Raw genomic sequence first — 19,559 nt, forward strand, 5'->3', positions numbered from 1 at the left:
CACAAAATGGTTACATGACCATTTCATCATATGTTGATGGATTAATTATAGCAAATTTACGTTTGAATATAGAAAGGAAAAGTACTTCTTTTTACTCGTAAATATGAAGAATTTCTTCAATCATCATCATTATTTTTAAAAAGTAACTATTAATTTAAGAAGAACGACCGATAAACTATATAAGGGGGTAGAGAAATTGGATATACTACAGAGTATTGTGACAGCAGCACCTTATATAATGCAGATTTTAAAAAACGAAGTGACGATGGGTGTCATTGATCGAGAGAAATTCTTGCTGTATTTGCCATCGAAAGATGTTGATTTTCAAATTCGAGCTGGAGAACTCATTAAGCCAGATGATTTAAATATGAAAAAAGCGCTCAGAGGTGAGACATCAAGTATGTTTGTGCCTGAATCGGTTTACGGAATACCATTAAATGCAATGTGTCTGCCAATTTTTGATGAAAATCAACAAGTTATCGGCGCACTCGCTTTAGGTTTTCCACTTAAAAATCAATTAGAGCTTGAAGCATATATGGAGTCATTAAATGACATCATTCAAAGTATTCAAGAAAAGGTGCATGTGGTGGCGGCACATTCAGAAGAGCTTTCTGCGACAAGTGAGGAAATGACCTTACAAACGCAGCAAACACTTGAAAGCTCGAAAAAAACATCTGATATTACAAAAATGATTAAGGGCATTTCGAAACAAACAAGTTTGCTGGGATTGAATGCGTCAATCGAAGCAGCCAGGGCAGGAAAAGAGGGGGCTGGATTTAGTGTTGTAGCTAGTGAGGTTCAAAAGCTTTCAAGTGAAACTTCACGTGCAACAGAAAATATTGAAAGTTCACTGCAAGGGATTTCCTCTAATATACATACATTACTTGAGAGTATGGACCATATGAAAGGTTCATCATCAGAGCAGGCTTTACTTGTGACAGAGTTTAGTGAAATTGTGGAACGGCTGACGAGCGTAAGTAAAGAAATGAAAGAATTCATGCAGCATGTGATGTCAACGTAAAAAACGAATCCAAGAGGGATTCGTTTTTTTGATACGCTATTTTCTTTTGTTCCGGTCAAAGCGATAATCGTATGTTTCTCCCTTTACCACATTTAAAAATTCATGCCCAATTTGAACAAGCTGTCCATTTTTCCATTTGATGAGAGGGTCTTTATCAGGGTATTTCCAGTAAATCGTTTTCTTTCGGTGGGTGAGTTTGTTTTCAATTTCTGCTCTAACTGCGTTCTCCTTTAGTTTCCCTCCGCTATGTCGATAGGTGTTGATGATATATGTTCCGTCAGGTGATGTCATCGAGCGGATAAAGGTTCCGTGAGATACGCCTTGAAGAGAAAAGCATTTCCAGTAAATGATGCCAGCGAAGCTAAGGATTAAGATGACAAAGGTGATGGTGGTTTTCTTTTTTAACATGAATTCCTCCAGATGTAGATCACAATATTTCTAATTTATGAGAGAGAATACAAAAAGATTCATATAGTCCAAAAGTTCTATTCATTTCAATTATCGGTCATTTTTTCTCAAAATTCAACAGATAGCCGAAAAAATAAGGAAAATTTAAGGATGTATTAAGTCGATAGGTCATGCGAAATCCCTTTACAAAAGAATTTAAGATCAGTAGACTTATGCTCATATAGAGAAATGGGGAAGATGGAATGACGCAAATCATTGATACATATCAAAGTTATGAAGAGCTTTCCGCTCATGAAAGAGAGGGAATCGACTATCAAATTCTTCACGAGCGGAAAGGAGACCAGCTTTTGGTTTTGTCCCCTCATGCTGGGGGAATTGAATCTGGCGTGAGTGAGCTCATTCATGAAATCGCAAGTGATGATTCTATGTATTTATTTGAAGGCCTTAAAGTGAAAGGCAATCATGTGCTTCACATTACAAGCACACGTTTCAATGAGCCGGTCTGCCTTTCTCTAGTGCATGCCCATCATTACACGTTTGCGCTCCATGGCTACGGGGAAACGGAGGTGCTTCAAACATTAGTGGGCGGGACAGACAGAGAAAAAGCGGCAGAAACAGTGAAACGTTTAACGCTTAATGGATTCCCCGCAGTGCTGCTATCTGAATCTGATCGCTATTCTGGAACACATCCTCACAATATTAATAATCAATGTCTGACCGGAAAAAGTGTACAACTTGAAATCAGTCAGGCGCAAAGAAGAGCATTCTTTCAAGACTTCAGACGGCGCTATCGCCGTGAAACGCAAAATGAGCAATTTTATCGGTACACAAATGTACTCAAGCAAGTATTAAATCTTTATGGATAAACCCTGTCGCCCTATGCAGAAGAGGCTTACGTTTGATAAACAGCTTCTTTTTCCGCGACCTTCTCGGCTTTCATTAAATAAGATGTAAACTCTTGTTGGAAGCGAATGCCTGCTTTCCGCTGTTCGAACAAGGCCAGCCGCTTTTCAGCGAAAGCCCAGGTGACATGAAATGTTTGCGCAATGTGCAAAATGGCTTGCTGCCGAAGGTTTGGAAGCTTCAATTGCATCAGCATAAAGGTCGGCACACAAAAGTGATACATGAATTGTTTAGCTTGAAACTCTTGCAGTTCTCGAAAGAGTTTGTGCATCTTGAAATGATTGCCTGCATGCTTCAGCACATGACAAAGCTCGTGGGCAAAATCCTGCCATTGTTCCTCTGACGATAGAGATCTGTTTAATATAATACTGTAAAGACCTTGATGTTTGATCATCATGCTGCCAGTATCCTCATAGTGGACCCATACATGAAATTCAGAAGCGATCCTTTGCATGTCTCTATAAGCAGGACCGCTTATTTGTAATTTGGCATATAACCGCTTAATCTCTTCTTCTAAATGGGTTAAAAAACCAGTCATTTAAAAACCTCCAAGCAAACGTATGTTCTGTTTTTGGCGTAAAAGAAAAGTCCATATAGGACTAAATAGCTAATGAAGCTATTACTTATTTTTAATATCGGCTTATTTTTAACAATTTTAACATAAAATCAAGGAAAAATGGAATTAATTCCTGTTTTTTTCTTCTTTTTTGCGTTTTCCATTACTAAAAAGAGTGGTTTGAATTCAAATTTTACCATAGTCTTATCACTAAAACAAACCCAAGTTGTCTTACGAACGCCACCAATTGATGAGAAAGATCAATTCAATTTAGCAAAAGGGAGTGCAGAACATGGTAGAAATTTATCAAGATTTTATTCCAGTTGGAAACGGGAACCGCCCAGGATACGCCATGACACCGATGTATGTGACGGTGCATAACACAGCAAACACGTCAAAGGGAGCGGATGCAAAAAGTCATGCGGCATATGTGAAACGCCCAACGACAGCAGAAAGCTGGCACTTTACAGTGGATGATCATGAAATCTTTCAGCATCTGCCGTTAAATGAAAATGGCTGGCATGCAGGGGACGGACATGGAAATGGGAATAGAAAGTCGATCGGCATCGAAATTTGTGAAAATGAAGATGGGAATTTCCAGCAAGCGGTTAAACATGCGCAATGGCTCATCCAAAAGCTGCTGAAAGAGCATAATATTCCACTAGCGAATGTGGTCACACATCAGCACTGGTCTGGAAAAACATGTCCGCGTCTGCTTCTCGCTACATGGGATGAATTTAAAAAAGGAATTGAAACGGCAGGAGACCCTGAGACGGTCATCACGTATGTCGTCAAAAGCGGGGATACGTTAACGAGTATTGCCAAAGCTCATGACGTCACAGTTCAAGATCTTCAGAAGTGGAATAACATTAGCGACCCGAACAAGATTCAAATTGGACAGGTTCTCAAAATTTATCGAAACGATGGAAAAATGATGTATGAGCTGCCAGATGGGATTTTAAAGGTGACTTCGCCTCTAACGAAGGGAGAGCACGTACGCCTCGTCCAAAAAGCGCTTGCTGCTGTTTATTTTTATCCTGATAAATCGGCTGCAGATAAAGGCATCGATGGTGTTTACGGAGAAAAAACGGCGAATGCCGTAGCGCGCTTTCAGCTGGTGAACGGTCTGATAAGTGATGGGGTATACGGTCCTAAAACGAAGGAGAAGCTGCTTAAACTGTTAAATCAGTGAGTGTTTCTGTTTGTATGATTGGATGGCTGTTTCACTCTTTTCAATTAAACGCTTAGTATATGGGGACGGCCGAAATTCGGCAAACTGAACATATCTCAGTTGTTTGATTTTCTTTTTCATTTTGGCACCTCAATCGTTGCAGCGTATAGTGTATTGTATGCAAGTCTATGTGAAAATGGAAGCAGGACGCGGATTTCGTTCCGCGTCCTTTAGTGTAATCAAGCCTTTTTATTTTTATACTCATCCAGAAGCTGTTCATTCTTTTTAAAAATTCGCTCAGTATGGGGGCTTACCTTATAATCGGCCATACTGATATGGCGTTTTTTCTTTAAAATCTTAAAAGGGTTTTTCTTAGGATTGTTGTTATCCCCTTGAAGTGCGTGGTCCATCTTCATCACCTTCCTCTTCGTCAGGCAAGATTAGGTCATAAATTGTTGTAAGTGATGTCATTAATAAATAGTCGAACTCCGTGACAATCTCATCGGAGGTGAGCTTAATGACAAAATGAGCATCTGCTACAGAAAATGGGATGAGCACCAAATGACCGAAATCATCGTAATATACTTCCTGCCTGTCTAGCTTCGCCTGAATAAGAGCCCGCTGGTCAAGTGTCCGAAGCAGGTCGTCTTTTTGTTCCTGCATATCGTATGGACAAAGCACCGCTTGAATATTCATCTTGTCAGCAAAAGAATAAATCAGCCGCTCAATTCCCTCTATATATGCCTCTACACTTCCATAATATACATGGATCGGTTCATTTTTCAATAGGTATTGGTACGTTTTTAGTTTATTGAGGTAAGAATGAAGCAGATCGTTATTTTGTTCAAGGAGTTGATGGGTGTCGGTTTCCAGCTCATGATTTCCGAGTTTTTTAATATAGGAGCTAAGAAAGATGAAAGCATCAGTTAATGCGAAAAATACGGCAATGATCAAGTAGTGCATCCAATCAGTGAAGATAGAAGAGGGGTCATTTGTCCAGTACACAACAGCACCCGCTACATAAATCCAATACCACGTTTTACGAATGGCAAACATCTTTTCTTTTACTTTTTGTTCAAAGCGCCAAACCGCGAATACATACACAGCAAGAGCACCTAGCAATAACCATACAGTCAATTGAAAAAATAATAGCATGTTCTTCTCTCCCATAGACAGATGAATACTTGTTTATTTCTATGGATATGATTGGAAACCCTGCTTCATGAAAAAATGTCCTGCAGAAGAAGGGTTTTAAGTGTGCGGGCAAATAAAAAAAGACCTGTCAGACAGGTCTTTGATATTAGAGAATCGCATTTAACACAAAGTATATAAGAGCTCCTAGAGTTCCTGAAATCGGTAATGTAATCACCCAAGTGACAAGCATACGTTTTGCTGTACCCCAGTTAACCCCTTTGACTCTGTGTGCAGAACCTACACCTAGAATAGAAGATGAGATAACGTGAGTCGTACTAACAGGTAAGTGAATAAACGTCGCACCGAAGATAATAGCTGCACCCGTTAAGTCGGCAGATACTCCGTTTACTGGACGAATTTTCATAATTTTACCGCCGACTGTTTTGATAATCTTCCAGCCTCCGATAGAAGTACCGAGTCCCATTGCAAGCGCACAAGAGAATTGTACCCAGAAAGGAATGTCGTCTGTTGTATGCAAATTACCTGCAATTAAAGCCATCGTAATAATTCCCATCGCTTTTTGCGCATCGTTTGTCCCATGGGTATACGATTGCAGTGCAGCCGTTAAAATTTGAACACGTCGGAATTGTTTATTTGTTTTTGCGAGATTGTTGTTTCTAAATATAATTTTGATAATGGTATACACGATATATCCCAATACGAAAGCTAGGATAGGTGAAAGCAAAAGTGCTTGAATGATTTTAATGAATCCCGAATAGTTTAAAGCGCCAAAACCGGCAGAAGCAATAACCGCACCTGCAATTGAACCGATTAATGCATGTGAAGAACTACTCGGAATCCCGTAATACCAAGTAAGCAAGTTCCATGTGATGGCCGCAATTAAAGCAGCCAAGATCACAACAGAGCCGTTTTGAAGCGTAAATGGATCTGCAATATCTTTTGTAATGGATTTTGCCACACCTGTAAATGTCATTGCTCCTAAGAAGTTCATGAACGCTGCCATGATGATCGCATGTCTAGGCTTTAAAGCCTTCGTTGAAACTGAAGTCGCAATGGCATTTGCTGTATCGTGGAACCCGTTAATGAAATCAAAAGCAAGTGCACAAATGACAATAAGTATGGTAAGGATGAGTAATGTGTCCATGTTTAACTAACCCCGTTACGCATTCTTCATAATGATTGTTTCTAGATTGTTGGCAACACTTTGACAGGAATCAGCAATTTCTTCAAGTGTTTCGTAAATTTCTTTGTATTGAATCACTTTAATTGGATCTGTTTCTTTTCCAAACAAGTTCTTTAATGATTTACGATGAAGATTGTCACAATTATGTTCAATCTCTTTGATCTTGATTGCGTGCGGATGAATATCTTTCAAGCGATTTTCAGCTAGTAGATCAATTGTGATTAAAATTTCTTTCGCACACTCTCTGATGTAGTGGCTGAATTTGTCGATATGTTCGTCAGAGCTTGTGATTGAGTAAATTTCTAATGTTGCGGAAAAATGCTCAATTCCATCTAAAACATCATCGAGGCTATTCGTCAATTGAAGAATGTCTTCACGTTCAATCGGTGTAATAAAGGCTTTGTTCAGCTCTTTAATCATGGTATGAACATGATTATCACCTTTTGTCTCATATTCCTTCAATGTGTCAGAAAATTCTTTCAGAGTGGTTTGATTTGTTACTTTATAGCTAACAAAATACTCAGCAGTTTCATCTAAATTTTTAGCAATTTCCGTTAACAAGACGGAAAACTTGTCTTTTTTCCTTTTTAACATGTAAAAACCCTCCATTGTATAAATGAGACAATGCACACATCAAATAATTATATATTCTTTTGTCGAAAAAAAACAGGTGTAGTCGAAAATTTCTTCACTTTTTCTATTTGATCTTATTCTGACCTAAAGATGTGATCTCAACACACCTTTTTCTAAAAGGGGAAAAGCCACGAAAAAAGCGGGCCATATTTGGCGCCGCTTAAAGGCTAAGAAGCTGAATGAATCAGCTTAAACCGTTCACAAACAAGAAGCATATCCTCTTTGAATTCTAAACCGTATGATTGGAGTGCTTCTGTGAAAAATTCTTTATGTTCTCTGTACCAATAGTCATAAGATAAGTCGCCTTCACCCTCTGCTTGTGCAAATGATACGGGAACTTCATTCATTGGCATGACATCTACATGTGTAATTTCAATGATGGCTTTTGGCTCTTCTTGGCTATCCAAAATGACCGCATATTGTCCGGGTTGTGGAAGCGGCTCCTGTTCCTTTTCATAAAAAAGGTGTCCAGAACAAGTGGCTGTTTTTTTTCCTTGCTTTACAAGATCAAGCAAATGATCAGGATCTGAGCCGAATGCCCACGCCGAAACAAACGCGTCAGCAGGTGCTTTTTCTGATTTCTCTTTCCAATAGTCTTCCCAAAATAATCTGCATTTGTTGTTCAATGCTTTTCCCCCTCTTTGTTGTGTTTATTATACCTTGAAGCTGAATCGTTGGAAATGATGTGTCTTTATTCCTAATGAGTGAGTGCGTCATATGTTTTGAAAAACAATGTTTGATTTGGGAAATGTAGGATGATAGGATGAAAATTTTTGAAATTTTAGAATAATCTATTGTATTCTGGTCAAGAAGTCGGTAAGGTCAAAGTAAGAATATGGAAGGGGTGTTGTTCATGAAACGCATTTCTCTAACTGTTTTGTCCATATGTCTGTTTGTTTTCTCGTTTTTTCTGCCTGTCAGCCAAGTCAATGCGAACGAATCTCATGGGAGTAAAGTAGCTGTTGGTAAAGATGGCATGGTGGCTACTGCTCACCCGCTGGCATCAGAAGTAGGTGCTGATGTATTGAAGAAAGGTGGAAACGCAGTGGATGCTGCTGTTGCCATCCAGTACGCACTGAATGTGACAGAGCCAATGATGTCTGGAATTGGCGGCGGTGGTTTTATGATGGTTTATGATGGAAAGACAAAAGAAACATCCATCATCAATAGTAGAGAACGAGCACCACAGGGCGCAACACCTGACATGTTTTTAACGGATGAGGGAAAAGTCATCCCATTTGCTGAGCGGTCCACACACGGTAATGCGGTTGGTGTCCCAGGGACAGTAAAAGGTCTCGAGGCAGCATTAGATAAGTGGGGAACCCGTTCGATGAAGGAATTGATTGAGCCTTCCATTCAGCTTGCAGAGGATGGATTTGAAATCGATTCTGTTCTGGCAAAAGCCATTGAAGATCATCAAGAAAAGCTGAAAAAAACGGCCGCAGCGCCAATCTTTCTTCCAGATGATCAGCCGCTCAAAGAAGGCGATCTGCTTGTACAGCCAGGTCTTGCGAAAACATTTAAGCTCATTGCAAAAGGAAGCAAAGCATTTTATGAAGGAAAAGTAGCAAAAGCACTTGCAAAGACAGTCCAAGATTTTGGCGGAACGATGACAACTGATGACCTTGGTCGTTATGAGGTCAAGACTGACAAGCCTATCTGGGGGGACTATAAAGGATACCAGCTTGCAAGTATGCCTCCACCAAGCTCAGGCGGTGTGTTTATGCTGCAAATACTCAAAATACTAGATCACTTCAATCTATCACAATATGACCCCAAATCATTCGAAAAATATCAGCTGCTAGCTGAAACAATGCATCTCTCCTATGCTGACCGTGCTGCATATGCAGGCGACCCCGAATTCGTAGATGTTCCACTAAAAGGACTACTAGACGATGATTACATTTCAAAAAGAGCTTCTCTCATTCAATTAGATCAAATGAACAAAAACCCGAAAGAAGGAGATCCATGGGCGTATGAGGATGAAAAAAATCCATCCCCAATTGTCCCGCAGCCAGAAGATAAAACCATTGGCGAGACCACTCATTTTACTGTTGCCGATCAGTGGGGAAATGTCGTGTCATTCACAACAACCATTGAACAGTTATTTGGTACAGGAATTCTTGTTCCGGAATATGGCTTTTTCTTAAATAACGAACTAACAGATTTTGACGCAAGACCAGGCGGAGCAAATGAAGTCCAGCCAAACAAACGTCCATTATCCAGTATGACCCCGACCATCATATTCAAAGATAACGAGCCGGTCATGACTGTGGGCTCACCTGGAGGAACGACCATTATTGCTTCTGTTTCACAAACGATCCTAAACTTGCTTGAATACGACATGGAGCTGCAAGATGCGGTGGAAGAGCCGCGGATTTATACAAACAGTCCAACTTCTTACCGTTACGAAGTAGGTGTTCCCCTTGATGTGAGAACGAAGCTAAATGACATGGGTCACCGTTTTGGCAGTTCACCTATTGATATAGGAAATGTGCAAGCCTTACTCATTGATCGGAAAGCAGGGACATTTACAGGAGTAGCTGACTCCTCAAGAAATGGAACCGCTGTTGGTGTCAATTTAAAGCTATCTGCCGATTAAGACCATTTCCCGGGAAAAGAAGCGCCTCTTCAAGATGGCGTTTCTTTTTTTGTTTAAATGAAAAAACAGAGTTGACACCTGTGAATAGTTTGAATAATATATAGACTAACATCAATCATACATAGCTGATCGGACAACCGAAGGCTCTTGGCAATTTGAAGTACAGAACTGTGATGTATTTCAGGTGGCTAAGGGTCTTTTTTGCGTGTGAAACGGCAAGGTTGGTGTCACTATTATTTGATAACGGGGAGCGGGATAACATGAAAAAGTGGAAATGGGTCTCTATCGTGACCATATTAGTCTTGGCTGTGACGAGTACTGCATGCTCAAACGCAAACGAAGCTTCAAAGCAAAAGGGAAAGGTTGAGCTGTTAAATGTTTCGTATGATCCTACACGTGAATTGTATCAGGAATACAATCAAGCCTTTCAGACGTATTGGAAAGACAAAACTGGTGAGGATGTCACGATCAAGCAGTCTCACGGTGGATCAGGAAAGCAGGGAAGATCGATTATTGATGGACTCGAGGCAGATGTGGCAACACTGGCTTTAGGGTATGACATTGATGCAATTGCAGATCGCGGACTGCTTTCAAAAGATTGGCAAAAAGAATTTCCAAATCAGTCCACACCGTATACATCGACCATTGTGTTTCTTGTGAAGAAAGGGAATCCCAAAAACATTAAAGATTGGGACGATTTGACTCGGCCAGGTGTGTCCATCATTACGCCAAATCCGAAAACGTCCGGCGGTGCGAGATGGAATTACTTAGCTGCATGGGCCTACGCCGATAAAACATTTCATGGGAATGAAGAAAAAACAAAGGATTTTGTCAAAAAGCTATATGAACATGTCGAAGTCCTTGATTCAGGTGCACGCGGAGCCACAACGACCTTTGTTGAACGCGGGCTTGGGGATGTGTTAATTGCATGGGAAAATGAAGCCTATTTAACGCAGCACGAACTAGGCAAAGACAAATTTGAGATTGTCACCCCATCAATTAGTATTCTAGCGGAGCCGCCTGTTGCGGTTGTTGATCAAAATGTGAAACGTAAAGGAACAGAGAAAGTGGCGAAGGCTTATTTAGATTATTTATATTCTAAAAAAGGGCAGGAAATTGCGGCGGAAAACTATTATCGCCCTAGAAATCAAGAAGTCTTAAATAAATATAAAGACCAGTTTAAAGAGATTGATATGGTGACGATTGATCAAGCGTTTGGCGGGTGGAGAAAAGCGCAGAAAAGATTTTTTGATGATGGCGGCTTATTTGATCAAATATACAGCGGACAAAAATAGGAGGCGATGTGATGAAGAAAGCACATGCAGCCGCCAATAAAAGAAAACGTATATTGCCTGGATTTGGTCTGAGCCTTGGGGTGACGCTCGTTTATGTGAGTGCGATTGTCGTCATTCCTTTATCCATGGTATTTATTTGGACGGCTTCATTAGGAGCAGAGGGGATTTGGAAGGTTTTTACCGATGCAAGAGTATTGAAGTCGCTTCAGCTGACCGTGACGACTTCCTTTGCAGCAGCTCTCATCAATGCAGGGTTTGGTGTACTGATTGCCTGGGTTCTCGCCAGGTACACATTTCCTGGAAAGAAAATCTTAGATGCTCTCATTGATTTGCCTTTTGCTCTCCCAACCGCTGTTGCGGGTATTGCCCTCACCACCCTTTATTCTCCTAATGGATGGATTGGTCAATTTCTGCATATAAAGGTGGCGTACACACCGATTGGGATTATTTTGGCACTGATTTTTATTGGCATTCCATTCGTTATCCGAACCGTTCAGCCTGTGATAGAGGGGCTGCAGCAGGAAGTGGAAGAGGCTGCGGCGATTCTTGGTGCGACAAGGAGACAGACCTTTTTTCACATACTGCTGCCGGCCTTGTTTCCTGCGGTGATGACTGGATTTTCACTTGCGTTTGCAAGAGCGCTAGGTGAATATGGCTCTGTTGTGTTTATTGCTGGAAATATTCCGTTTAAAACAGAAATTACACCGCTGATGATCATGTCCAAGCTTGAACAATATGATTATCATGGTGCAGCAGCAATTGCATGCTTGATGCTGCTTCTTTCATTTTTCATTCTGTTATTGATTCACGGCATTCAGTGGTATGTTGAGCGGAAAAAACAAGTATACGTGAGGTGAAACCATTGGAGAGAGAGTTTAGTCATCAGCACCATGTTCGGTATAAAAGTCCTGTAACCGAATCTAAAGCAGTGAAAATCCTATTGATTACGGTCGTGTATGCTTTTTTGATTTTATTTTTACTTATACCGCTGATCACCGTTTTTTCAAAGGCATTTGAGAAAGGGTGGAGTTCATACCTTCTGGCCATCTCACATCCAGATACACTAGCGGCGATCAAATTGACCGTTTTCATTGTCGTCGTCACCTTGCCGCTTCAAATGATCTTTGGGGTGAGTGCTGCATGGCTTATCACAAAATTTAACTTCCGCGGAAAACGTTTGTTAACGACTGTGATGGACCTCCCGTTTGCCGTTTCGCCTGTGATTGCTGGACTTGTATTTGTGCTTTTATTTGGTTCAAACGGGCTTTTAGGACCTTGGCTTATGGCGAATGGATGGAAAGTCATTTATTCTGTACCAGGCATGATCCTAGCAACCATATTCGTTACATTTCCATTTATCGCTAGAGAATTAATCCCGTTTATGCAGCATGAAGGCATTCAGGAGGAGGAAGCATCGCTCACACTGGGTGCAAACGGATGGAAGACTTTTTTCTTTGTGACACTGCCGAATATCAAATGGGCTCTTTTTTACGGTGTCATCTTGGCCGGGGCAAGAGCGATTGGTGAATTTGGTGCCGTGTCGGTTGTATCAGGTCATATTCGAGGCATGACCAATACGATGCCGCTTCATATCGAAATTTTATACAATGAGTACCAATTTCAAGCCGCTTTTGCTGTGGCGTCTCTCATGGCGTTTGTGGCAGTCATTACTTTAATCATTAAGCAAATCATTCAGCAGAGGGATCACCGGCTTGGCAAGCGGTCAACATAAATGGAGGGATGTGCCTTGGGGATTACAGCAAAACAAATATCAAAACAATTTGGCCAGACAAAGGTTTTGCAAAACGTGGATTTATCGATAAGAAATGGTGAATTGATCTCTTTATTAGGACCGTCTGGCTCTGGGAAGACGACGTTATTAAGAATCATTGCAGGTCTTGATTACGCCAATAACGGGCAGATTTTATTCGGAGATCAGGATTACACACACATTCCAGTACGAAAACGGCAGATCGGTTTTGTGTTTCAGCAATATGCGCTTTTTCGAAATATGACGGTTTTTGATAATGTGGCATATGGACTGAAAATGAAATCTAGAGGAGAAAGACTGCCTAAAAAAGACATCAAAGAGCGGGTACATGAGCTTTTAGAGGTTGTTCAGCTTACGCAGTTTGAGCAGCGGTATCCAGAACAGCTGTCAGGCGGGCAAAAGCAGCGTGTAGCACTGGCGCGCGCACTTGCCGTTCAGCCCAAGGCACTCCTGCTGGATGAACCCTTTGGCGCACTTGATACAAAGGTGAGGAAAGAATTAAGGCATTGGCTGAAAAAAGTTCATCGTGACTTTCAAATGACCACCATTTTTGTGACACATGATCAAGAAGAAGCATTTGATATTGCTGATCGTGTTGTGGTGATGAATGAAGGAAGAATCGAAAAAATTGGCACAAAGGAAGAAATGGCAGTGCAGACAGACAATCTATTTGTATCTGAATTTTTAGATATAGGAAGCCACATTTAACAAGCAGTATAGAAGATTAGAAGGAAGAGACGCGGTGATGACTGCGTCTTTTTTTATTTAAATTTCCCTAGGGACATTGACTTATAATTTTGAATATTATAATATCTTTACAAAGGTAACAGTATTGAACATTTTTTAGAAGGTATAATTGTAAGCGCTTTATAAAAGGTTCTATTCTAAAAATGTTCTTTCTTTTTGTTACATGTGTTCATATTTATACCAAATGAAAGGGGTGGTTGTTTGAACAGCTTGTTTGAGTTAGATGAACAACTGATTAAGCTGCAGTTCGAAGCATCTTCGAGAGAGGAGGTGACCACATATTTAGCAGGGCGGTTAGAAGCTGGAGGGTACATTAAATCGAGCTTTTTACCAGCAGTGCTTGAAAGAGAAAAAACATATCCTACAGGCCTTCCACTTGCAGCCTTTGGGGTAGCGATTCCGCATACAGATCCTGAGCATGTGAACAAACCAGCGATTAGTGTAGCTACTTTAAAGGAACCTGTCATTTTTCATAAGATGGGAAGCCCTGATGAAACAGTGCAAGCCAAAATTGTGTTTGTCCTAGCAATCTCTGAGCCTAGCAAACAGCTTGTGATGCTGGAGAAGCTGATGACACTTTTTAGAAAAGAAGAAGTGATGACGAAGCTCTCTTATATGACATCTTATGAAGAAGCGGTTGACGTGCTTCAGCAAGAACTAAACCAATAGTCACTCACGAAATTATGTAAGCGCTTTATCTGAAAAATTCAGGAGGTGGATGTATGATCAAGCAAGCCGTCGATTTTATATTAGACCTTGGACCAACTATTATGCTCCCGATTATTATGACGCTTTTCGGTATGATTTTAAGGCAGGGCTTTAAGAAATCCTTCAGGGCCGGTATTACGATCGGAATTGGATTTGTTGGTGTCAATCTTGTCATTAATTTGCTCGTGAGCGGACTTGGGCCAGCAGCAAAAGCCATGGTTAATTCCCTTGGGCTAAAGCTCGATATTTTGGATGTTGGATGGCCGATTGGAGCTGCCATATCCTTTGGTACACCCGTTGCCCCGCTCATGATTCCTCTTGTGCTTTTATTAAATGTCATCTTATTGTCTGTAAACTTTACGAAAACGCTGAATGTGGATATTTGGAACTTCTGGCATTTGATTTTCGCAGCCTCTGTTACTTACTACGCTTATCATAATATGTTCTTGGCTCTTGCTGTTGGCTTGATCGTCTCTGCGATCACGTTAAAGTTAGCCGATTGGACGGCGCCGACAATCGAACACCATTTCGGATTAAAAGGCGTATCGATGGCTCATGCGGAAACGGTCAACTTCGCCCCGCTCATGTATGCGTCCAACCGCGTCATTGATAAGATTCCTGGTTTAAACAAAATTCATGCTGATCCAGAAACATTGAAGAAACGCTTTGGCATTTTTGGCGAACCGCTTGTGATGGGTCTCATACTTGGTATCATTATTGGTCTTCTCGGCGGCTATGATGCAAAAGGCGTGATGACGCTCGGTATTCAAATGGCGGCAGTTCTTGTCTTAATGCCAAGAATGGTTGCTTTATTAATGGAAGGGCTCATTCCAATCTCTGAGGGCGCTCGTTCTTATATTCAAAAGCGTTTCCCAGGGAAAAATGTCTATATTGGTTTAGATACAGCGATTGTGATTGGTCATCCAGCGAATATGGCGGTAGCCCTTTTAATGGTGCCGATTACGATTTTGCTCGCAGTTGTTCTGCCTTACAATGGCATGCTCCCGTTTGCTGACTTATCGGTTCTGCCATTTACAGTTGTCTGGGCAGTAGCAGCCGCTCGTGGAAATATTATTCGCGGCCTTATTAACAGTATTTTTACATTAATGATTGTCTTCTTTATCGCAACGAACCTTGCTCCGCTTGCGACAACCATGGGGAAAGCAGTCGGCTTTGATTTCCCAGAAGGGGCAAACATGATTTCAGGTATTGATCTTGGTTCTCACGTCATTCCTTGGATCATGGTGAGACTTCTTGATCCGAGCAACCCTTACTTTATTGCAGCCATCATCTGTGCTCTGGCTTATGGGCTTCTATGGTACTGGGTGCGAAATGATATTAAAAAGCAGTATGCAAAAGAAATGGGCTTAGATCAGAAAGAACAATAAATGAGCTGGAGGGATTCTAATGGCGAAGAAAATATTAGTATCATGCGGAACGGCAGTTGCAACATCAACGGTTGTCGCTAAAAAGGTAGAAGAGACGTTAAAGGAAAAAGGATATGATGTCGTGGTGGAACAGTGTAAGGCATCTGAAGTCCCGCAAAAAGCGGAAGGCGCCGATTTAATTGTGACAACAACGCCTGTAAGTGATACAAAAGGGACACCTGTGATTCAAACATTATCCTTTTTAACTGGATTTGGTATTGAAGATGATATCGAGAAAATCATTGATCATATCAAGTAGAGGGCTATTTTCTGAAGGAGCTTTTCCGGCTCCTTCTAGTGATTTGAAAGGAGGAAGTCTTATGCAACATCATGCTTATAGCCGAACGTCTGCAGTGTTGTCTATTTTTCTTCCGGCTGTGCTCATCTGTCTGTTTTTTCTCTGGTCTCTTTATACGTTATGGTCAGCAGGACCTGACCCGTTAGCTGTGTTAGGCGTTTATACGCTGCCTATTCTCATGCTCTCTAGTATTACAGGACTGAACCAGCCGACAAGCGTCATCATTAGTGAAGATCAACTGAAGATAGGCGCTTTTGGCAGATGGCACACATATGCAGTTTCTGATATTAAAGGAAAGCTTTTTTTAAAGCCTTATCCTCATATCGGGAAAGTCTATGTCAGGGTGGGTCCATCTCGTATATTCGGAGGGCGTTACTGGATATCCAGTGAGATGAGTGAGTACAAGCAGCTTGTTCAAACGTTGCAGGATTTTGCGAAGGGTGATGAAAAGGAGGATGCCGCTACATGAAATCAGCTGTCTTTTATTCTTCAGAGGACATTCGGTATGAGGAGCGGAACCGGCCAGTCATCGGTGATGATGAAGTTTTGTTAAAGCTGCGAGCCTGCGGCTTATGTGGAACGGATATTTACAAAGCAACACATGAGACAGTACCTCCTGGGACAGTGCTGGGGCATGAAATCGCTGGTGATATTGTCGAGACCGGCAAGCACGTGACAAATGTCCAAACGGGAGACAGGGTCTATGTGGCACATCATGTGCCTTGTTTCACCTGTGACTTTTGTCAAAAGGGTTTTTATACGATGTGTCCGCAGTTTACAGCCACAAATGTAGAGCCGGGCGGGTTTTCAGAATATATCCGTGTACCTGCTTTGCATGTCAAGCACACGATGGGCAAGCTTCCAAAAGACGTATCGTATGAGCAAGGGGCGATGGTAGAACCGGTTGCTTGCTGCCTGCACGGGTTTGAACGAGCTCCTGTTCACCCAGGAGATTCCGTTTTGATCCTTGGAGCGGGGCAAATTGGCTGTATTCAATTGCAGCTCGCCAAATATTATTTGGCTGGGAAAGTGATGATAACAGACGTGAATGAGAACAGGCTGCTGCAAGCGAGGAGTTTAGGTGCAGACGTCTCCTTTCATCCAGCAGCCGAGCCGGTGGAAAACCGGGTGATGAAAGAAACAGATGGAAAGGGAGCAGACCTCGTCATTATTTCTGTTGGGAGCAGTGCGCTTTTAAAAGAGGCGTTTCAGGCTGTAGCGCGAGGCGGGACGATTTTGGTGTTTGCTCATTTTCCAAAGGGAGATGTGGCCATTCCTGCTGAACGATTTTTCAATGATGAAGTGAAGGTAGTAGGAGCCTATTCCTCGCATCCATATCATTATCGTGAAGCTCTTGAGCTTTTGAAAGCAAAAGTGGTCAACACTGAAAAGATGGTGACGCATCGTTATCCGTTAAGCCAGCTGCTTCAGGCGATAGAATGTGCGAGGCATCCTGAGGGTGAGAGCGTCAAAATCATGATGTATCCAGATGAATGAGTGTCTGAGATTAAAAGAGAAAGAGAAGTTCTTTGGAAAAGGGCTTTCCCTTTCTCTTTTTTTCTGATAAAAGATGAAAACGCTTAAAAATGAGAGAGAAATGCTTGACTTCGATGACACTTATACGTATGATGATTACAAATGTAACATATAAGAACAAATGTAAAGGGGAGAGAAGAAATGCAAAAACAAATCACTTTGCCTGAACAGATTAGCCATGAGAAATTAGCAGATTTATATAAACAAATGTGGTTAGTGAGATATTTTGATGAAAAAGTCGACCAATTTTTTGCAAAAGGACTTATCCATGGCACCACTCATTTATGTGTTGGACAGGAAGCGTCAGCTGTTGGATCGATTGCCGTATTAGAAGATAAAGATAAGATCGTCAGCACACACAGGGGACACGGTCACTGTATTGCAAAAGGGGCCGAGGTTAATAAAATGATGGCTGAATTGTTTGGACGTGAAACCGGCTATTGTAAAGGAAAAGGCGGCTCGATGCATATTGCGGATTTAGAAAAAGGAAATCTTGGGGCAAATGGAATCGTTGGCGGCGGTATCCCGCTGGCAACAGGTGCAGCGCTCACATCTAAAATGAAGCAGGAAGGCTTTGTTGTTCTTTGTTTCTTCGGAGATGGTGCCACAAATGAAGGCAGCTTCCATGAAGCATTAAACCTTGCGTCTATTTGGGATTTACCGGTTGTGTTTATTTGTGAAAACAACCAGTACGGCATGTCTGGCCCTGTGAAAGAAATGATCAACATTGAAGACATTTCAACAAGAGCAGAAAGCTACGGAATGCCAGGAAAAACGGTTGATGGAAATGACATGGTCGAAATTATGAACACAGTAGATGAAGCAGTCAGCCGTGCGAGAGCGGGAGAAGGCCCATCACTCATTGAAATGAAAACGTACCGCTGGAAGGGTCACTCTAAGAGTGATGCGAAAAAATACCGTACACGTGAAGAAGAGACAGAGTGGAGACAAAAAGACGGAATCAAACGCTTTAAGTCTCTCTTGATTGAACTGAATGTTTTAACAGAAGAGCAGGCAGCAAGCTTACAGGAAGAAGCGAAGCAGGAAATTGAAGCGTCTGTAGAATTCGCCAAAAACAGTAAAGAACCGTCAATTGACACACTATTAGAGGATGTATACGCCTAATTAGGAGGGAAATCACGTGACAAAAACAACAGTGAGAGAGATTTCATATTTAGAAGCCGTTCGAGAGGCTATGAGTCAGGAAATGAGAGAAAACCAAGATGTCTTCATTTTAGGTGAAGATATCGGCGTATATGGAGGTGCTTTTGGGGTCACGCGCGGCATGATTGAAGAATTCGGTCCAGAGCGCGTTCGCAATACACCTATCTCAGAGGCTGCCATCGCAGGTGGGGCAGTCGGAGCGGCTTTAACTGGTATGCGGCCGATTTTAGAACTTCAATTCTCTGACTTTATAACAATCGCAATGGATCAGCTTGTGAACCAAGCAGCCAAAACACGATACATGTTTGGCGGAAAAGGAAAGGTGCCGCTTGTCGTAAGAACACCAGCAGGATCAGGAACGGGTGCAGCGGCGCAGCACTCACAAAGCTTAGAAGCGTGGATGGCGCATATTCCAGGACTTAAAGTGGTTCAGCCTTCAACAGCCTATGATGCAAAAGGACTTTTAAAAGCGGCGATGGATGATGACAACCCTGTCATTTTCTACGAGCACAAGCTTTTATATAAAACAATCGGTGAAGTGCCTGAAGAGCAATATTCCATTCCTCTAGGGAAAGCAGATGTGAAAAGAAGCGGGAAAGACGTCACGATTGTAGCAACAGCGATTATGGTACACAAAGCGTTAGAAGCGGCGAAGGAACTAGAAGCAGAGGGAATTGATGTTGAAATCATTGACCCAAGAACACTTGTCCCATTAGATGAAGAAACGATTATCGAATCTGTGAAGAAAACAGGTAAATGTATCGTGGTTCATGAAGCAGTAAAACGAGGCGGCTATGGCGGAGAGATTGCAAGTATGATAGCGGAAAGTGAAGCCTTTGACTACTTAGATGCTCCAATTAAACGACTTGGCGGTCTTGCGGTCCCAATACCATACAACCCGACGCTGGAAAAAGCGGTCATTCCACAAGTGCCAGATATTATTGAAGCAGCAAAAGAGCTTGTGCGCTCTTAAGTAAAGGG

The 19,559-nt window shown here is 41.7% G+C and carries 22 protein-coding genes; 15 read left to right on the plus strand and 7 right to left on the minus strand.

What is annotated here, in order from left to right; translation table 11 throughout:
• Positions 1-196 precede the first annotated feature (196 nt).
• Complete coding sequence (locus MHB69_RS05875; RefSeq protein ID WP_342496076.1) at positions 197-1,021, plus strand: methyl-accepting chemotaxis protein; 825 nt, start codon at positions 197-199, stop codon at positions 1,019-1,021.
• A gap of 36 nt (positions 1,022-1,057) precedes the next feature.
• Here the strand turns inward: MHB69_RS05875 and MHB69_RS05880 are convergent, their stop codons facing one another.
• Entirely contained in the window at positions 1,058-1,429 is a 372-nt protein-coding gene (locus tag MHB69_RS05880; protein WP_024426772.1) for a DUF5412 domain-containing protein, read from the minus strand.
• Positions 1,430-1,671: 242 nt separating this feature from the next.
• Here MHB69_RS05880 and MHB69_RS05885 point away from each other — a divergent pair, with 242 nt between their 5' ends.
• The gene (locus tag MHB69_RS05885) at positions 1,672-2,295 is read left to right on the plus strand and encodes a poly-gamma-glutamate hydrolase family protein (protein ID WP_024424964.1); all 624 of its coding nucleotides are present in this window, start codon (positions 1,672-1,674) and stop codon (positions 2,293-2,295) included.
• Between the two features lie 26 nt (positions 2,296-2,321).
• Here MHB69_RS05885 and MHB69_RS05890 read toward each other — a convergent pair whose 3' ends face one another.
• On the minus strand, positions 2,322-2,870 hold the full coding sequence (locus MHB69_RS05890) for an ImmA/IrrE family metallo-endopeptidase (protein ID WP_070325736.1): 549 nt from the start codon (positions 2,868-2,870) through the stop codon (positions 2,322-2,324).
• Between the two features lie 310 nt (positions 2,871-3,180).
• On the opposite strand from MHB69_RS05890, the gene MHB69_RS05895 reads away from it, so the two are divergent.
• Positions 3,181-4,080, plus strand: coding sequence for an N-acetylmuramoyl-L-alanine amidase (locus MHB69_RS05895; protein ID WP_214755245.1), 900 nt, complete (start codon positions 3,181-3,183; stop codon positions 4,078-4,080).
• A 218-nt stretch (positions 4,081-4,298) separates the two neighbouring features.
• On the opposite strand, the gene MHB69_RS05900 is transcribed toward MHB69_RS05895, so the two are convergent.
• The 5 genes from MHB69_RS05900 to MHB69_RS05920 all read right to left on the minus strand — a co-directional run bounded on the left by MHB69_RS05900 (position 4,299) and on the right by MHB69_RS05920 (position 7,656).
• A complete protein-coding gene (locus MHB69_RS05900) occupies positions 4,299-4,475 on the minus strand; it encodes a type II toxin-antitoxin system SpoIISB family antitoxin (RefSeq protein ID WP_080652934.1) in 177 nt (58 codons plus the stop codon).
• Positions 4,444-5,214, minus strand: a complete 771-nt coding sequence (locus tag MHB69_RS05905) for a type II toxin-antitoxin system SpoIISA family toxin (RefSeq protein ID WP_024424960.1) — start codon at positions 5,212-5,214, stop codon at positions 4,444-4,446. The genes MHB69_RS05900 and MHB69_RS05905 overlap by 32 nt, the downstream gene beginning before the upstream one ends.
• Before the next feature lie 145 nt (positions 5,215-5,359).
• Positions 5,360-6,358 carry an inorganic phosphate transporter gene (locus tag MHB69_RS05910; protein WP_017359158.1) on the minus strand — a complete coding sequence of 333 codons (999 nt, stop codon included), beginning with the start codon at positions 6,356-6,358 and terminating at the stop codon, positions 5,360-5,362.
• Between the two features lie 15 nt (positions 6,359-6,373).
• Complete coding sequence (locus MHB69_RS05915; protein ID WP_024426775.1) at positions 6,374-6,991, minus strand: DUF47 domain-containing protein; 618 nt, start codon at positions 6,989-6,991, stop codon at positions 6,374-6,376.
• A gap of 206 nt (positions 6,992-7,197) precedes the next feature.
• On the minus strand, positions 7,198-7,656 hold the full coding sequence (locus MHB69_RS05920) for an ASCH domain-containing protein (protein ID WP_024424958.1): 459 nt from the start codon (positions 7,654-7,656) through the stop codon (positions 7,198-7,200).
• A gap of 227 nt (positions 7,657-7,883) precedes the next feature.
• On the opposite strand from MHB69_RS05920, the gene ggt reads away from it, so the two are divergent.
• The 12 genes from ggt (at position 7,884) to MHB69_RS05980 (ending at position 19,551) form a co-directional block, all read left to right on the plus strand.
• Positions 7,884-9,632 carry a gamma-glutamyltransferase gene (gene ggt / locus MHB69_RS05925; protein ID WP_176967507.1) on the plus strand — a complete coding sequence of 583 codons (1,749 nt, stop codon included), beginning with the start codon at positions 7,884-7,886 and terminating at the stop codon, positions 9,630-9,632.
• 260 nt (positions 9,633-9,892) lie between these two features.
• Complete coding sequence (locus MHB69_RS05930; RefSeq protein WP_254001654.1) at positions 9,893-10,927, plus strand: sulfate ABC transporter substrate-binding protein; 1,035 nt, start codon at positions 9,893-9,895, stop codon at positions 10,925-10,927.
• Between the two features lie 11 nt (positions 10,928-10,938).
• Positions 10,939-11,784, plus strand: a complete 846-nt coding sequence (cysT, locus tag MHB69_RS05935; RefSeq protein ID WP_041116359.1) for a sulfate ABC transporter permease subunit CysT — start codon at positions 10,939-10,941, stop codon at positions 11,782-11,784.
• 5 nt (positions 11,785-11,789) lie between these two features.
• Positions 11,790-12,659 (plus strand): sulfate ABC transporter permease subunit CysW, encoded by an 870-nt coding sequence (gene cysW, locus MHB69_RS05940; RefSeq protein WP_120207218.1) that lies wholly within the window; start codon positions 11,790-11,792, stop codon positions 12,657-12,659.
• 15 nt (positions 12,660-12,674) lie between these two features.
• Positions 12,675-13,406, plus strand: a complete 732-nt coding sequence (gene cysA / locus MHB69_RS05945; protein WP_342496077.1) for a sulfate ABC transporter ATP-binding protein — start codon at positions 12,675-12,677, stop codon at positions 13,404-13,406.
• Between the two features lie 240 nt (positions 13,407-13,646).
• A complete protein-coding gene (locus MHB69_RS05950) occupies positions 13,647-14,114 on the plus strand; it encodes a PTS sugar transporter subunit IIA (protein WP_041105930.1) in 468 nt (155 codons plus the stop codon).
• A 53-nt stretch (positions 14,115-14,167) separates the two neighbouring features.
• Entirely contained in the window at positions 14,168-15,541 is a 1,374-nt protein-coding gene (locus tag MHB69_RS05955) for a PTS transporter subunit IIC (RefSeq protein ID WP_034281477.1), read from the plus strand.
• 19 nt (positions 15,542-15,560) lie between these two features.
• Complete coding sequence (locus MHB69_RS05960; protein WP_003212259.1) at positions 15,561-15,839, plus strand: PTS sugar transporter subunit IIB; 279 nt, start codon at positions 15,561-15,563, stop codon at positions 15,837-15,839.
• Positions 15,840-15,900: 61 nt separating this feature from the next.
• On the plus strand, positions 15,901-16,347 hold the full coding sequence (locus MHB69_RS05965) for a hypothetical protein (protein WP_034281478.1): 447 nt from the start codon (positions 15,901-15,903) through the stop codon (positions 16,345-16,347).
• Positions 16,344-17,375 carry an alcohol dehydrogenase catalytic domain-containing protein gene (locus tag MHB69_RS05970; protein ID WP_034281479.1) on the plus strand — a complete coding sequence of 344 codons (1,032 nt, stop codon included), beginning with the start codon at positions 16,344-16,346 and terminating at the stop codon, positions 17,373-17,375. Before MHB69_RS05965 ends, MHB69_RS05970 begins: the two co-directional genes overlap by 4 nt.
• A 180-nt stretch (positions 17,376-17,555) precedes the next feature.
• The gene (pdhA, locus tag MHB69_RS05975) at positions 17,556-18,539 is read left to right on the plus strand and encodes a pyruvate dehydrogenase (acetyl-transferring) E1 component subunit alpha (protein ID WP_024424949.1); all 984 of its coding nucleotides are present in this window, start codon (positions 17,556-17,558) and stop codon (positions 18,537-18,539) included.
• A 31-nt stretch (positions 18,540-18,570) separates the two neighbouring features.
• Positions 18,571-19,551, plus strand: coding sequence for an alpha-ketoacid dehydrogenase subunit beta (locus MHB69_RS05980; protein WP_034281944.1), 981 nt, complete (start codon positions 18,571-18,573; stop codon positions 19,549-19,551).
• Positions 19,552-19,559 lie beyond the last annotated feature (8 nt).

Source organism: Bacillus sp. FSL K6-0994 (assembly GCF_038630815.1).
GTDB classification, from domain to species: domain Bacteria; phylum Bacillota; class Bacilli; order Bacillales; family Bacillaceae; genus Bacillus; species Bacillus safensis.

Bases quoted from the DNA above. Each gene is read 5' to 3' on its own strand.
- MHB69_RS05890 (WP_070325736.1), bottom strand. From the start codon at position 2,870: ATGACTGGTTTTTTAACCCATTTAGAAGAAGAGATTAAGCGGTTATAT.
- MHB69_RS05970 (WP_034281479.1), top strand. From the start codon at position 16,344: ATGAAATCAGCTGTCTTTTATTCTTCAGAGGACATTCGGTATGAGGAG.
- MHB69_RS05930 (WP_254001654.1), top strand. From the start codon at position 9,893: ATGAAAAAGTGGAAATGGGTCTCTATCGTGACCATATTAGTCTTGGCT.
- MHB69_RS05960 (WP_003212259.1), top strand. From the start codon at position 15,561: ATGGCGAAGAAAATATTAGTATCATGCGGAACGGCAGTTGCAACATCA.
- pdhA (WP_024424949.1), top strand. From the start codon at position 17,556: ATGCAAAAACAAATCACTTTGCCTGAACAGATTAGCCATGAGAAATTA.
- MHB69_RS05880 (WP_024426772.1), bottom strand. From the start codon at position 1,429: ATGTTAAAAAAGAAAACCACCATCACCTTTGTCATCTTAATCCTTAGC.
- MHB69_RS05900 (WP_080652934.1), bottom strand. From the start codon at position 4,475: ATGAAGATGGACCACGCACTTCAAGGGGATAACAACAATCCTAAGAAA.
- MHB69_RS05910 (WP_017359158.1), bottom strand. From the start codon at position 6,358: ATGGACACATTACTCATCCTTACCATACTTATTGTCATTTGTGCACTT.
- ggt (WP_176967507.1), top strand. From the start codon at position 7,884: ATGAAACGCATTTCTCTAACTGTTTTGTCCATATGTCTGTTTGTTTTC.
- MHB69_RS05915 (WP_024426775.1), bottom strand. From the start codon at position 6,991: ATGTTAAAAAGGAAAAAAGACAAGTTTTCCGTCTTGTTAACGGAAATT.
- MHB69_RS05895 (WP_214755245.1), top strand. From the start codon at position 3,181: ATGGTAGAAATTTATCAAGATTTTATTCCAGTTGGAAACGGGAACCGC.
- MHB69_RS05885 (WP_024424964.1), top strand. From the start codon at position 1,672: ATGACGCAAATCATTGATACATATCAAAGTTATGAAGAGCTTTCCGCT.
- MHB69_RS05955 (WP_034281477.1), top strand. From the start codon at position 14,168: ATGATCAAGCAAGCCGTCGATTTTATATTAGACCTTGGACCAACTATT.
- MHB69_RS05905 (WP_024424960.1), bottom strand. From the start codon at position 5,214: ATGCTATTATTTTTTCAATTGACTGTATGGTTATTGCTAGGTGCTCTT.
- cysT (WP_041116359.1), top strand. From the start codon at position 10,939: ATGAAGAAAGCACATGCAGCCGCCAATAAAAGAAAACGTATATTGCCT.
- MHB69_RS05965 (WP_034281478.1), top strand. From the start codon at position 15,901: ATGCAACATCATGCTTATAGCCGAACGTCTGCAGTGTTGTCTATTTTT.